Source organism: Bacillus sp. RC51 (genome assembly GCF_044908115.1).
GTDB lineage: Bacteria > Bacillota > Bacilli > Bacillales > Bacillaceae_G > Bacillus_A > Bacillus_A mycoides.
Window position 1 is genome coordinate 730,702 of the sequence record NZ_JBIYCW010000001.1, and the last position, 14,999, is coordinate 745,700.

At 34.0% G+C, this 14,999-nt stretch carries 14 protein-coding genes and 2 pseudogenes; 12 read left to right on the forward strand and 4 right to left on the reverse strand.

The genetic code is table 11. The features are described from left to right. Nucleotides 1–102: 102 nt before the first annotated feature. From ABH959_RS03780 to ABH959_RS03805, 6 genes are all read left to right on the forward strand, one after another. The gene (locus tag ABH959_RS03780) at nt 103–1,065 is read left to right on the forward strand and encodes an ABC transporter substrate-binding protein (protein WP_113937783.1); all 963 of its coding nucleotides are present in this window, start codon (nt 103–105) and stop codon (nt 1,063–1,065) included. A 131-nt stretch (nt 1,066–1,196) separates the two neighbouring features. Continuing rightward, nucleotides 1,197–2,072 (forward strand): D-amino-acid transaminase, encoded by an 876-nt coding sequence (gene dat, locus ABH959_RS03785; RefSeq protein ID WP_404492297.1) that lies wholly within the window; start codon nt 1,197–1,199, stop codon nt 2,070–2,072. A gap of 98 nt (nt 2,073–2,170) precedes the next feature. After that, nucleotides 2,171–2,818: a nitroreductase family protein gene (locus ABH959_RS03790; protein ID WP_113937785.1), complete on the forward strand. Its 648-nt coding sequence runs from the start codon at nt 2,171–2,173 to the stop codon at nt 2,816–2,818. Between the two features lie 260 nt (nt 2,819–3,078). Continuing rightward, nucleotides 3,079–3,567, forward strand: a complete 489-nt coding sequence (locus ABH959_RS03795; protein WP_016092680.1) for a putative periplasmic lipoprotein — start codon at nt 3,079–3,081, stop codon at nt 3,565–3,567. Nucleotides 3,568–3,718: 151 nt separating this feature from the next. Beyond that, nucleotides 3,719–3,901 (forward strand): hypothetical protein, encoded by a 183-nt coding sequence (locus ABH959_RS03800; RefSeq protein WP_404492298.1) that lies wholly within the window; start codon nt 3,719–3,721, stop codon nt 3,899–3,901. 236 nt (nt 3,902–4,137) lie between these two features. Continuing rightward, a complete protein-coding gene (locus ABH959_RS03805; protein ID WP_107887470.1) occupies nt 4,138–4,686 on the forward strand; it encodes a cysteine hydrolase family protein in 549 nt (182 codons plus the stop codon). Nucleotides 4,687–4,724: 38 nt separating this feature from the next. Here ABH959_RS03805 and ABH959_RS03810 read toward each other — a convergent pair. After that, nucleotides 4,725–4,814: pseudogene (locus ABH959_RS03810) on the reverse strand (NUDIX hydrolase); the annotation flags it as partial. 412 nt (nt 4,815–5,226) lie between these two features. Further along, nucleotides 5,227–5,586: pseudogene (locus ABH959_RS03815) on the reverse strand (NUDIX hydrolase); the annotation flags it as partial. Nucleotides 5,587–5,953: 367 nt separating this feature from the next. Here ABH959_RS03815 and ABH959_RS03820 point away from each other — a divergent pair. The 6 genes from ABH959_RS03820 (at nt 5,954) to adhP (ending at nt 12,562) form a co-directional block, all read left to right on the forward strand. Then, entirely contained in the window at nt 5,954–6,847 is an 894-nt protein-coding gene (locus tag ABH959_RS03820) for a mechanosensitive ion channel family protein (RefSeq protein WP_113937787.1), read from the forward strand. A gap of 167 nt (nt 6,848–7,014) precedes the next feature. Continuing rightward, entirely contained in the window at nt 7,015–8,133 is a 1,119-nt protein-coding gene (locus ABH959_RS03825; RefSeq protein WP_113937788.1) for a GAF domain-containing sensor histidine kinase, read from the forward strand. Nucleotides 8,134–8,147: 14 nt separating this feature from the next. Then, entirely contained in the window at nt 8,148–8,783 is a 636-nt protein-coding gene (locus ABH959_RS03830; protein WP_002031722.1) for a response regulator, read from the forward strand. A gap of 276 nt (nt 8,784–9,059) precedes the next feature. Beyond that, nucleotides 9,060–9,914 (forward strand): MurR/RpiR family transcriptional regulator, encoded by an 855-nt coding sequence (locus tag ABH959_RS03835; protein ID WP_001119626.1) that lies wholly within the window; start codon nt 9,060–9,062, stop codon nt 9,912–9,914. 548 nt (nt 9,915–10,462) lie between these two features. Beyond that, nucleotides 10,463–10,999 (forward strand): methyltransferase family protein, encoded by a 537-nt coding sequence (locus ABH959_RS03840; protein ID WP_113937790.1) that lies wholly within the window; start codon nt 10,463–10,465, stop codon nt 10,997–10,999. 525 nt (nt 11,000–11,524) lie between these two features. After that, complete coding sequence (adhP, locus tag ABH959_RS03845) at nt 11,525–12,562, forward strand: alcohol dehydrogenase AdhP (RefSeq protein WP_113937791.1); 1,038 nt, start codon at nt 11,525–11,527, stop codon at nt 12,560–12,562. 152 nt (nt 12,563–12,714) lie between these two features. Here the strand turns inward: adhP and ABH959_RS03850 are convergent, their stop codons facing one another. Together ABH959_RS03850 and ABH959_RS03855 are read right to left on the reverse strand one after the other, a co-directional pair. Continuing rightward, entirely contained in the window at nt 12,715–13,734 is a 1,020-nt protein-coding gene (locus ABH959_RS03850) for an ABC transporter permease (RefSeq protein ID WP_113937792.1), read from the reverse strand. Continuing rightward, nucleotides 13,731–14,633 carry an ABC transporter permease subunit gene (locus ABH959_RS03855; protein ID WP_113937793.1) on the reverse strand — a complete coding sequence of 301 codons (903 nt, stop codon included), beginning with the start codon at nt 14,631–14,633 and terminating at the stop codon, nt 13,731–13,733. The genes ABH959_RS03850 and ABH959_RS03855 overlap by 4 nt, the downstream gene beginning before the upstream one ends. Nucleotides 14,634–14,999 lie beyond the last annotated feature (366 nt).

A 14,999-nucleotide genomic window follows, 5' to 3' on the forward strand; every position in this document is an offset into this window, starting at 1 on the left:
ATTTTAAAAATAAACATTTGAATAGCGGATAGAATCTAAAATGTATATTACATACATTAACCTTTGATTGTTAATGATAATCAATTTCATCTAGGGGGACATATGGTACATAGTAAAAAAATATTTATGTTATGCATTATGATACTTATGGTAATAATCGCAGGGTGTAGCAAAGAAGAGAAAAAAGGAAATGATCCATCAGCTAAAGCAAAAGATTCGTATACTGTAAAGCATACAATGGGTGAAACAACAGTAAATGGTACACCTAAAAAAGTAGTTGTTTTAACAAATGAGGGTGCGGAGGCACTTTTAGCTGTTGGAGTAACGCCAGTTGGAACTACAAAACCACGTGCTGGTGATGAATGGTATCCTCATTTAGCGAAAGATTTAAAAGATACGAAAGTTGTAGGAACTGAGCGTGATATTAATTTAGAGGCAGTTATGAAGCTTAAGCCGGATTTAATTATCGGGAATAAAATGCGTCATGAAAAAATATATGAGCAATTGAACGAAATAGCGCCAACTGTATACGCTGAAACATTGCGCGGGGATTGGAAGGAAAACTTTACACTCTATACAAAAGCTGTAAATAAAGAAAAAGAAGGGCAAAAGGCTCTTGAAGATTATAAAAAACGTATTGAAGGAATGAAAGAGAAGTTAGGAGATAAATTGAATTCTAAAGTTTCTATTATTCGCTTCGTACCAGGTGACGTTCGTATTTATCAGAAAAACTCATTCTCAGGTGCTGTTTTAAATGATATTGGATTTAAGCGACCACCACTACAAGATAAAGATGAATTTGCGATAAAAGGAATTACAAAAGAGCAAATTTCGAATATGGATGGGGACTACATATTCTACTTCACATCTGATAAAGATGCAGATAAGAATAACGAAGGAACCACGTTAGCAAAAGAATGGACAGAAGACCCACTCTTTAAGCAGCTGCAGGCTTCTAAAGACAATAAAGTATTCCAAGTGGATGAAGTAATTTGGAATACAGCAGGCGGTATTAAAGCTGCAAACTTAATGTTAGATGATATTGAAAAATATTTTCTGAAATAAATGAATGGTTGAGTACATCACTTTAAATAGGTGATGTACTTTTTAATTTAGTTAAATACAGAAAATTCCTTCTTTTAAGTGTGGATAAGTTGTACAATAAAATCAATTATGGAATAAAGGAGTGGGAAGGAATGAAAGCTACTCATAAAGATTGGATTTTATTTAACGGAAGAATTGTGAATACGAAAGAAGAACAGCCGATGGTCCCATTAGAGGAGAGGGGCTTTCAATTTGGTGATGGTATATATGAGGTGTTTAGGTTATATGATGGGAAGCCACATTTATTGGATTTACATTTGGAACGATTTTTTAATTCTATGGAAGAAATAAAACTAATTCCACCGTTTACTAAAGAAGAGTTAGTGGAAGAGTTACATCAAATGATTGAAAGAAATCAATTTCAAGAAGATGGGAATGTGTATCTTCAAATATCACGTGGTGTTCAAGCACGAAATCATGTGTATGAAAAAGATTTACAACCAACATATTTTGCGAATATCGTTTCTTTTCCAAGACCTACTGCTACTATGGAACAAGGAATAAAGGTTACTGTCGAAGAGGATATACGCTGGAAGTTCTGCCATATAAAATCATTAAATCTGCTTCCTAATATCATGATTAAAAATAAAATAAACGAGCAAGGCTACCAAGAAGCGATATTGGTGCGAGATGGAATTGTAACAGAGGGGTGTCATTCGAATTTCTTTATGGTGAAAAATGATAAATTAATTACACATCCGGCCGATAATTTCATTCTACACGGCATTACTCGTCACTACGTTATTACATTAGCGAAAGCGTTACATATAGAGGTAGAAGAGCGTGAATTTTCATTACAGGAAGTGTACGAATCCGATGAGTGCTTTTTCACAGCAACACCACTTGAAATATTCCCTGTTGTTCAAATTGGTGATGAGAAGTTTGGGAGTGGCGAAAGAGGACCAATTACGAAAAAACTACAAGCTGCATATGAAGAAAGTATTAGTTTGTTTAAAGTGACAAATTAATAATGAGGAAAAAAGCTGGTATTCCTCCAGCTTTTTTTCATGATATAATTCAACCATAGGACAATTTTTGAAAACGCTGTAAAAAGGGGATTTAATGTATGAATTATGAAGATTTTAAAGAAGTAATTCACGGTAGACGAAGTGTTAGAAAGTTTACAGAACAAGAAGTATCCACTAGTGATATAAAAGAAATTATTGATTGTGCTCGTTATGCACCGAGTGATACGAACTCACAAACGTGGGAGTTCTTGGTCATTATGAATCGAGAGAAAATTAAAGAAATTGAACAAATGACATGGGATGCATTACATAAACTTGCGGCAAAAGCAGCAGAAAATGGAGAAGAGAAAGCAGGGAAATTACTTACACGTTCTTTCGGTCCATATGCGACAGCTTTCTCTGAGGCGCCAGTATTAATCGTATGTTTAGCAACACCATATGAATCAAAGTTTCGTGAAAAGATATTTGATCCAATTGCCTTCGTTCCTGATTCAGTATGGGAAGAAGAAGGAATTAAGAGTAGCTGTCTAGCAGCACAAAACTTAATGCTAGCTGCACATGCGAGAGGACTTGGCACTTGTCCAATGACAGGACCTGTATTATTAGCTCAGGATGAACTGCGACAATATTTACAAATTGGGCCTCAAAAACAAATTAATATGGTAATTTCACTCGGGTTTCCGAAAGATAAGCCGAAGAAACTTTCTCGAAAAGAAGTTGATGAGATTACAACATTTATTTTCTAAATGTTATGTAGAAAAGACATTGAAATGACAATGTCTTTTTATTTTGAATGGATATTTTTTTAGTAAATTGGGCTAAAATGATGAATAGATTGGAATTACTATTTATTTCTTTAAAAAAATTAATGTTCTTAAAATGAAAGTATGGTACAGTAATCGTGAGCAAGCTAATATTTGTTCATGAAAGTGTTAAAAACTAGTTTTAAAATCAAGAAGTTATTTTTGTATAATAAATTATAATGAAATAACAGGGGGAATGAATTTTGAAGAAATTCATAATCGCTGGATTGTCTGTATTGTTATTAGTAGGCTGTGGTACTCCAAAGGAAAAAGAGGATGCACAGTCAAACCAGGAAGAACAAGTTGTAAATGCAAGTGATGAGAATATGGTCGTATTTCCTGAAGGAGCAGTGCCAATCGGAGAAGGGAAAGTAAAAGTAACTACTCCAGATGGTACTTCTGAAAATGGCAATATACCAACTGTATTCATAAAAAAGGATACTTTAATTCAGCAAGTCGAATTAGAACTTTCCAATTTTCAAAACGATAAAGAAACATTTGTATTTGTAGATCAAATATTTGCAGATAAACATCAAGTAACTAGTACAACACAGACAACAGTACAATTAAAAGAAAAGACGCTTGAGACAGGTAGTCATACGATTACCGCAGCTCAGTTTGAAAACAATGACCCGAAAGGAAAAGTCATTAGCTTTAATCAAGCAACGTTTGAAACAAAGCCTGCGTCTTAATTATGGATAAAAAGTACATTACTTAAAGTGGTAGTGTACTTTTTAATTTGGATAGGATTAGGTTGTTGAGAATAATTTGTTTCACTTTCTAGTACGAATGAATAGGAAGAACTTATTCTTTACTATCATGTAAGAGGAAGGGATTGAAAGTTTGAAACGAGTTATTCGTATTTTCTTATTTATTATAATGTTTTCGGTCATTTGGTTTACTTTACAAGAGGCGGTTGAAGTTACGCTCAATTATCACATTCATGACTTTTTAATTGGAGCTGTATGTTTTGTCATTGTGTATCGGTTTTATCAAGCCTTAACGGACAATAAGAACCCCGCTTGAAAATTCGGCACATGCGAGGAAGTTAGGTGGGAGATCAACTCGCCCGTAAAAGCCCGATTGGTGAAGGATAATACCCCCCTATGATTAAAGTTTCGCTTTATGATAAACTCGGATTAAGGTAAGTATTGAGTTGGAAATGTAGGGATTTCATTTGAAATGTCGAATAGTACATACGATGTCGTAATAACAAATTTTCTATTGTTTACTGTGAAACAGAAGAAGGAGAGATTGTAGTTATGAAAAGAGCTCTTATAAATATTGATTATACATATGATTTTGTAGCTGAAAAAGGTGCTTTAACATGCGGGAAACCAGGTCAAGAAATTGAGAAGGAACTTGTAAGTGTAACGAAACAATTTATTGAAAAAGGTGATTACGTAGTATTTGCGATCGATAAACATGAAGACAATGATGTATATCATCCAGAAGCGAAATTGTTTCCACCTCATAATATAGCAGGTACAAATGGGAGAGACTTATTTGGTGAATTACAAGATGTATGCGAGAAATATAAAAATGCAGAGAATGTATACTATATGGACAAAACACGTTACAGTGCTTTTGCAGGAACGGATCTAGAAATGAAGCTAAGAGAAAGAGGAATAGGGGAAGTGCATCTTGTAGGTGTATGTACAGATATTTGCGTCCTTCATACAGCAGTAGATGCTTATAACAAAGGGTTTCAAATTGTGGTTTATGAAAAAGCAGTAGCATCTTTTAATGCGCAAGGGCATGAATATGCACTTGGACATTTTAAATCTTGTTTAAATGCAGAAGTGAAGTGAAGTGAAAAAGAGGCCTTCAAAAAGGCCTCTTTTTACGTTTAAATTGAGACGACATTTTGCTCAATTAGTTTTTTTATGAACGGGCTAATGTTTTCTGGTAGCCCATTTAAATCAAAAAATTGTACATTTGACACTCCCACCCCTAAAGGGGCCAGCTGACTAACGTCAGTGGGATTCTTGCTACCAAAGGCGAAGTCCATTTCTGGTATCGCTGACGTGCAAGATTGCGGTGTGCCATCACCACTCCCACAACAGACCATATAGGTTCGTAGGCTACGGTACTGTGACCATACCGTACAGGTTGTTCGTTCTCAACTGTTTTTACGTCTTTTGCATGACGACTTAATACATTTTACGGAGTAGAAGAATTGGCTACCCCAACCTCATATGTATTCTATTTTCAGAGAACAGTCGTTTTAGAGTCTTTTGCATGACTATGAATAAAGTATACCATGTTTTGCTATGCAAAAACGATGCTTTCATCCCACGTCTAAAGACGGACTAAAGTCCTGCGTGGGCTTTCCCGTATCGTAAATTCTGTAATAATTCAACTCCGTCTGCTTTTAACGAGCCACCTGTAATGTCTTTACAAAGGTATGCGATTGTTATAGGATAAAATTCATCTCCGTTCGGTAATTGTACAAAAAACTCTTTACCTGAAAATACACTTACTAACTGAAGTGTACCAATTTCAATACCTGTTTCTTCAAGCACTTCTCGTCTGCCAGCTTCTTCTGTGGATTCACCAAGTTCCACAAAACCTCCAGGAACACCCCAAATGTCATTTCGTCTTTGTTGGAGTAATATTTGTCCTTGTTCATTAAAAACAGCTACAGCAACTCCTGCTAGATTGAGTGGTCTTGATCCAACAACTTCTCTTAGTTCTTCGATATATCCCATTGTTTGTAACCTCCGTGAGTAAAAATAGTATGAAATGCAATATTCGATGTAATGTGAAAATATTCCTTGTAACGAGGTGAGTATTGCGGACTTAAAAGAAAGTCGTTTATAAAAAATTCTATTGTAATCTCCCTTTAGGGTATTAAAAAGGGTATATTTATAGTGAATAGAAAAGGACATCTGAAGTTGAAAGATTGATGAAATGGTTATATTGTTGAAGATGAACAATGAATACAAATACATAGTTAAGAAAGTACGATTTAAGATCAGGATAAAAGATGTTTCGAAAACAAGTGTTGAGATGATAAATGTGTATTTAAAATAGAGTAGCTCTGCATGAAATTTTCATTAGTAAGGAAGTGGATGGATGAGTTTATTAACGTATACTGAAGAGTTTTTTAATTATGTAAGGGAATTTTTACTTTTAAGATTTTTACTATTTGCTTTAGTTCTTATCATTATTTCTTTTGTCATAAATCGCATTATTGATTGGTTTTTTAAAAAATCAAGCTTTTTTGATGAAGAGGTAGAGCAGACGATTCAAAGTGTTATTCGATCTATTTTTAGATATATCATTATCATCAGTCTGATCATATATTTAATTAGTCAATTTGTAGATATAAAAAGTATTATTGCAGGTGCAGGGATAGCGGGAGTTGTCATCGGTTTTGCTGCACAACAGATGCTAAAAGATGTCATATTAGGCTTCGCAAGATTAGCGGACAAAGAGTTTCGTGTTGGCGATTTTGTAACTTTTAACGGAACAAATTCAGGAACTATTGAGGAAATTAGTATTCGTTTTATGCAAATTCGTGAATGGTCAGGGAAACTCCTTACCATACCACATGGAGAGATTAGAACGATACAGAATTTTAATAAAGGGTGGATGCGAGTTATTGAACGCATCACGGTAAGTTATCAGGAAAATCCTACAAGAGTTAAGGAATTGTTAGAAGAAGTATGTGTTATTTGTAATGAAAAATCGGACCAAAATCTTTATAGAGTAGATGATGAAGCTGTTGAACCATTTAAATATGTTGGAGTTACAGACTTAAATCCTAACCTTAAATATGTTGGATATGAATTTTGTATTACAGGTTTGATTAAACCGGAAGATTATTTTGAAACTTCTAGACAAGTAAGGTTTGAATTAATGTCTATGTTCCATAAAAATCAAGTGCAAATGCCAGCAGCGAATATGTTCGTTAACACTGAAAGTTTACAGCATATCCATGTGGGACAATCTTTATCAGACAGTTAATGAAAACTAGCTAATTTCTGTTTTGGTTTAGAATTTAGATTTGCAAATCAGCAAATTTGAATGTACTGTATGGGATATCTCCGAAAAAAGAGCTGAAGGAATTCGGTTCTTTTTTGTTTGTAGTATTTTGAAATTTCTTAATGTTATAATGGTAGTTGGTGATGAGAATGAGCATAGATGAAAAAGAGATGCATCGTTTAGAGGCATTAAAAGAAATTGCTGAGTTACTAAATGAAGCAACAAACTTACAGGAAATGTTAGGAAAAGTGTTACATACATTATTACAAGTTATGAATTTACAAACAGGGTGGATATTCTTTATTGATGAAAGTGGAAAGCATCGTATGCTTGTAGACCAAAACTTACCCCCAGCTCTTACGTGGCAGGAAAAGAAGCCGATGTGTGAAGGAGATTGTTGGTGTGTAGAACGTTTTGTGAATGGAAGATTGGAAAAAGCGACAAATATTATTGAATGTAAACGAATAGAGGATGCGATTGAATGTAATTGGGGCGAGACAGAAGATGTTACACATCATGCGACAATCCCGCTAAGATCTGGATCAGAGAAATTTGGTCTATTAAATGTAGCCTCGCCTCATAAAACACATTTTTCTGAGGAGGAGTTAGCGTTATTAGAAGCGATTGCATTTCAAATTGGAACGACAATACAACGTATTCAATTAGTTGAGAAAGAACGAAAATATGTAGTTGTAGCTGAAAGAAATCGATTGGCTCGTGATTTACATGATTCTGTTAAACAATTGTTATTTTCAATTATGCTAACAGCGAAAGGGACTCTAAATATGACGAAGGATAGAGACTTGCAAGAGATGTTAAGCTATATTGGAGAATTATCACAGGAAGCATTACAAGAGATGACACTTTTGATTTGGCAATTAAGGCCTGAAGGATTAGAGAAAGGTTTAGCAGAAGCGATTCAAAATTACGGAAAACTGTTAGGGATTCAAGTGGAAGTTCGAATTGATGGAATGGTTTTAATTGAAGATGAAATAGAAGAAGTTTTATGGCGTATAAGCCAAGAGGCATTACATAATTGTAAAAAACATGCCTCATGTGAAAAAGTATGTATTCATTTAAGGATAGAAAATAATAAGTTGCATTTTTACATAGAAGATAACGGAATAGGATTTATACAGGATCAAGTAAGAGAGTCAGCACTTGGTTTGAAAAGTATGAAAGAACGAATTGAATTAATGAGGGGGATTTTTCGAATAAAAGCAGAACCGGAAAAGGGGACAAAGATAGAAATTCAATTACCGGTTTGAGAGGGAGAACGTCAGTGAAAATTAAATTATTACTTGTAGAAGATCATCATATCGTTCGAAGGGGACTCGTATTCTTTTTGAAGACGAGAGAAGAATTTGAAATTATTGGGGAAGCAGCAAATGGTGAAGAAGCATTAACATTCGTCCAAACAGAAAGGCCGGATGTAGTATTAATGGATTTATCAATGCCGAAAATGGATGGTATTGAAGCGACAAAACGTATAAAACAATACGATGAGACAATAAAAATTCTTATGCTCAGTAGTTTTTCAGAACAAGATTACGTTTTACCAGCATTAGAAGCTGGGGCAGATGGTTATCAATTAAAAGAAGTGCAGCCAGATCAACTCGTTGCGTCAATCGTTGCGGTATATCAAGGAAATGCAAATTTTCACCCGAAAGTAACACCAGCACTATTAGGACGATCAGCTGTCAAGAAAGAAAAAGAGAATCCTTTTTCTATGTTAACAAAAAGGGAACAAGAAGTACTTCGTGAAATTGCGAAAGGAAGAAGCAATAAGGAGATTGCAGCAGAGCTTCATATTACAGAACAAACTGTGAAAACACACGTTTCTAACGTATTGGCTAAATTAGAAGTAGATGATCGTACACAAGCTGCATTATACGCAGTAAAGCATGGGGAAAACTAGAAATAAGTATGAATAATTGTGTCATATGTTACGGCAGAATACATAGGAGCAAATAAAATCGCTAAATAAAGGTGTTTCTTCTTTCGATTATTAGGTACAATAAAGTGAAACTTTAATCAGTGGGGGGCCATCCCCACTGATTATTAGTTGAACCAATCGGGTTTTTACGGGCAGTTGATCTCCCACCTAACTCCCTTGCATTCATCGAATTTTGAGGTGGGAGTCTTACTGCCCGTTAATACGGGATATAGCTACTATGGAAGGGGAAGATACGATATGCCTGGTACAAAAAGTGGGATTGGAAAGATTCAGGCTTCGTTAAATGGTTTATCACCGAAATTACGAAGTATTGCCGAACATATTTTGAAACATCCACAAGATGTTGTACATAAATCAATTACGGAGTTAGCGGAAGTTACGAATAGTTCTGAAGCAACGATATTCCGCTTATGCAAACACCTAGGTTTTCAAGGGTTTCAAGACCTGAAAATTACATTAGCTCGTGAGATTGTACATACCCCGATGCAAAATATTCATGAGGAAGTATCGGTAGAAGATAATATGGTCACTGTTGCTAAAAAAGTTTTTCATTCACATATTACAGGACTGCAAGATACATTACATTTGTTAAATGATAACGCGTTGGAACAGGCAGTAAGTGCGCTGAATGAAGCGAAACGAATTGAGTTTTATGGAAATGGTGGTTCGGGTATTATTGCGATGGATGCTTATCATAAGTTTATGAGAACGGGTATTTCTTGTATTGCTCATACGGATTCACATTTTCAAATTATGGGAGCTGGCTTGCTGACAAAAGAAGCGGTGGTCATTGCAATTTCTCATTCGGGCAGTAATAAAGGATTACTTGAAGCATTAGAAGTAGCGAAAGCAAGAGGGGCTCGCATTATTGCGATTACAAGCTATCAAAAATCGGCATTAAGCCAACTTGCTCATATAACACTATATACTTCGACGCGTGAGACGGAATTTCGTACAGAAGCAAGTTCGTCACGATTAGCGCAGCTTAGTTTATTAGATACTTTGTATGTGGGATTGTCATTGCAGCGACAAGAGGAAACACTACAAAATTTACAAAGTATACGTGAAACAATTTCGATGAAACGAATATAAAGGGCTCTTCAAATGTTAAATTTAGATAATAACTTATAGGGTAGTTAGTCCATTACGGGGCTGATTATCCTTTTTATTTACATAATGAATAAAAAGAATGAATATTCAATTCGATTAGTATAATGTAGATATGGAATTTGAATCGTTTGTTTGGCTTTTGGGAGGGGGACAAAGCCTCGGAGAGTGTTTTAATGAGGGTTAAAGAAATAAACATTGGTAAAAAGAAAAGCTTTCCTACTAGTGGATTCAGAGGGGGTACCTGTTACATCAGTAGCTTAGTAATAGACCGATTAGAAAAATAAAATTTAGTAGAACGAAAAACTGATAAATTAGATCGGGGATATACATGTCTTTACATTTTAGAACAAGTTAAAGACTATATTGAAAAGTTAATCTCTGATTATTTTGTGCCATTACTCGCAAAAATAAAGGCATTGAACAAGGAAGAGTAATTAGCTATTTCTGAAGGAATCTCCAAATTTTGTGACCTAATTGATAAAAATAAGTGAGTTAATTATAAAATACTTTTATTGAAGGGAAAAAGAATTATGTTTCTCATAGCGTATTTACCTATTTTTCTGTATTTATTATTAGAATTTTATAGAAGTTCACCTGTTAAAGAGGAAAAACAAAATCGTGGTTCTAGTTTTTTTATCGGAGTAGTCTTTGCATTGATGTTAACCATTCCAGAGATTATGTATTTCATTACAGTAAATAAGATTAATTCATTGCTGTTTTTGGGTGTTATTATCGGGCTAATTGGTGTATGGATAAGATTTTCTTCAATGAAAATCTTAGGAAGATTTTACAGTAGGAATGTCGGAATGCAAGGGGGACATAAGTTAATTCAAAACGGTCTATATAAATATGTTCGCCATCCTGGTTATTTAGGGTCTTTTTTGACCTTTTTAGGATTTGCTATATCTTCATCTTCATTCATTGCCATTATCATAAATATTATTTTATTTTTCCTTGTGTATTCGTATCGTATAAAAATTGAAGAGAGAATTCTTATTACGCTGTTTGGTGAACAATATAAACAATATCAGTCCAAGACTTGGCGAATTATTCCGTTTTTATACTAGGGATTATAGGAGAAATTTCTTAAATAGATGGATGCGGGGTCCCACCACATTATAAAAAGACAGGAACAAATATGTTCCTGTCTTTGATTTTATTGAGTCTAAAGTGTACGACCTAAATATAATGATAGAAGGATTTTTATATTGGTGAATAGTTGTTGATATATCCGCTAGATTTAATGGTTCTAATTGTCTATAGAAATATATTACTTATAATCTCCCAAGCTTAAAAAATATTTTTTAAACCTCTATATTCTTTGCATATAAACCAAAAAGAAATGCCTGATAAATTTCAATGTAAATATGATGGAATTTCAGTTTTCCTTTCAAATATAGTAAGAAAATACTTGGTTAATAATTCAAATATTGTTCAATATTTCACAATAATCTTATGAAATTCCATGTTATGATGAACCTGTAATGATGATTGAACACTTAAATTTGGCACAATAATTAGCCAAAATAGTGAGGACAGTAGTTGTGAGATAAACTCATTAAAACTCTAAAACACTAAAGGGGAGATCACATATGAAAGCAGTAGTAGTTAATAAAAACAGCAAAGCAAACATTGAAGTTATTGAAAAGGAATTACGTTCGCTACATTCGGGTGAAGCGCTAGTAGATGTAGAGTATTGTGGAGTTTGCCACACTGATTTACACGTTGCAAATCATGATTTTGGAAACACCGATGGCCGCATCCTTGGTCATGAGGGTGTAGGTATTGTTACTAAAATTGCTGATGATGTTACTTCACTAAAGATAGGTGACCGTGTAAGTATTGCATGGATGTTCCAATCTTGTGGACGTTGTGAATATTGCGTAACGGGTAGAGAAACATTCTGCCGTGAAGTGAAAAATGCTGGTTATTCAGTAGATGGTGGTATGGCTGAACAATGTATTGTTACAGCTGATTATGCGGTGAAGGTACCAGAAGGATTAGATCCTGCTCAAGCATCATCAATCACATGTGCGGGCGTAACTACATATAAAGCTATAAAAGTATCAGACATTAAACCTGGTCAACCTATCGTAATCTATGGTTGCGGTGGATTAGGAAACTTAGCTATCCAATATGCTAAAAACGTATTTGGTGCAAAGGTAATTGCAGTAGATATCAATGACGACAAATTAGCCTTAGCAAAAGAAGTTGGTGCTGATATGACTATCAATCCAATTTCTCAAGGTCCTGCTGATAAAATTGTTCAAGAGGAGTTTGGTGGTGCTTATGCTGCTGTAGTAACAGCAGTTTCTAAAGTAGCCTTCAACTCAGCAGTTGATGCAGTACGTGCTTGCGGTAAAGTAGTTGCGGTAGGTTTACCAGTAGAAACTATGGATTTAAACATTCCACGACTTGTATTAGACGGGATTGAAGTAGTTGGTTCTCTAGTTGGTACTCGTAAGGATCTGGAGGAGGCATTTATGTTCGGCGCAGAAGGAAAAGTAGTGCCGGTTGTTCAAACGTGTTCTCTAGATAAAGTACAAAATGTATTCGAAGAAATGGAACAAGGTAGAATTCAAGGACGTATGGTAATCGATTTTAAACAGCATAATTGTGATTGTAAATAATTCATTTTAAATATAAAAAGCATGAGTCTAGCAAAGGACATGTAAAAAAGTTAGACGGCATAAAAAAGATGATCCCTCGTATTCAATAGGGATCATCTTTTTTATATTCTACTAATATCAATGCCAATTAATACTTGATTGATGAGACATGATTAAAAATTCACTTTATTTGCAAACGAAAAAGAATCTTTATTTTCAACAAATTTTTTATGATTTGGAACGGTTTGAATTGCTACAACTTGCGAATCTCTTGCTTTCAGTGCATCTTGAATTCCGATTGTCATAAGCTTAATAAAAAGAATCGTAATAAAGAATGAAACGAGAGTATAAAAAATAATCCACCATGAAAGATTCATTTCATAACGATTTAATCCAATAAGACCTGCCCAATCATTAGATAGAGAAACAGGTTTGGGCACTCCGTCATAGAGTTCCCGCATTTGTATCCCGCCAATTACAATGTTAAGCAACGCTAAATGGATAACGAGTATGAGTGTTTGTACGATATGTTCCATGAATAACACAAATAAGCGATCAAGTAATAAGACTCGTAAGTGTTTTTTGATAATATGAAAGCGGCTAGCACCCAGCAATTGAGAACTTAAAATGTAATCTTGTTTCATAAATTCATCAACCTCTGAGGATATATATAAAGAAAGTGTAGGTAGAGCGACGAAAATAAGTACGAGTACTTGATAAAACATAAATGAAATATTTGGGTCTAATCTATCAGCGTTTGATGTGATTACAATATTAACGGGCGTGATGAGTATAAATGCGATAAATAGAGTTGGAATATAATAAAAAACTTCTGAGCATGACTGGAAAAATCTCTTGAATTTTGGAGCGTATAAACTTAAGAGGATTCCTATACATGTTCCGAATAAAATTCGAAAGAAGCTAATTGCCACGGCTAATAAAATGGTGAATTTTGCTCCTTCTACAATTTGTAAGAAAACAGAATCTCCAAAACGATCAGATCCAAAAGGCGGCATTAACGATGGCGAAAAGGGGGCCTTTCCAAGTAATTCGTTATTGTCATTGTAAAGTAACTGAGGAGGTTTTGGGATGTTATCTTTAAAGAACCAACTATAAATAAAACTAGCTGAAACAAGTATGAATAGATAAGTAAAGCCGATTAAAAATCGTTTTGATTTCCAAATAGATTTCATAATGCTGCTCCTTTCAATTGCTTTTGCCATCTATTCATCATGAATGAGATTATTTGAAAAATGGCATAAAACGGTAAGATAATCATAACAAGTATGATAAATGCAGCTGGAGGTGAAATAAACGCCTTCTTAAATAAAAATTGAATAATGCCTTCCATATTAAAAACAAATTCTAAGATGAATAAGTTAGAAAGTAAGAAAACAAAAATCGTTTTTAAATGATGAAAGAAGTGGATAGATATATTTTTGAATAAATGAATGCATAGTATATAACTTGATGAAAGTCCTTTTCCATATGCAACCTCTACGTAATGTTTTTCATGTTCTTCTTTTATGTATAACACCATCATCCGAAACATTTGTAATGTAGGTAAGACTGCTAAAGATAAAATAGGGAGTAAATAAGCTCGATTTTCATTAAAAGAAATAATGGTGACAGGAGATTCCCCGAATTTCTGAAGTACCCATATGAAAAATATTTGCAAACAAATCATCATCATCATATCAGGGACAGCTTCTAATATGAACACAATTCGGTTTATCCATTTTTTTATATAATCTTTTGCTAAAAAATAAAAAAATGCCATACTAGATGATAGAAAGAGTGCAAGCAAAAAGGCTATAAATAATACAGTAAATGAATATAGGTAAGGTTCTAAAACAGTTGGGAATAATGGTGTTTTTTTGAAACTACCAAATTTCGGGTCTGATCCGATAACCACTAATGATTCAGGGGAGAAAACCTCTTTTAACATAATAACGATCTGATTAAAAAAGTAAATTGGTTGAAAGGTAAATCCTTGTTGAGTGATAAATAAATAAGGTAAATTTAATAACAGTAAGAGTGATAAAAGAATTGATGAAAGCTTAATTGTGAATTGAGATATTGTATTTAACATTAAATCCCTCCGATATCTTTTTACAACATTATACAATAAAGTTCATATTCTGTTTTGATTTTTCCGAAAAGTATAAATACTATTAGATTTTATAGTATGGAACATATATTTACAAGGTAAAAAAGTGATAGTAGGGAGCCACGCCCTATGTCCATCAAGCTAAGAAAACGAGAACTTATATATTATTATCTTTAGGTGGAGGGGAAAGAATGTTTGATAAATTAAAAAGGTTATTTAAAAAAGATAAAGAGAATGGTTTAGAAGATGAGAGGTACATTTTGATTTGAAAAAAATTTTCTTCTAATAACTTGATTTACGAAAAAATATTTTATATACTAATTCATGTAAACGGTTTACTAGATCGTA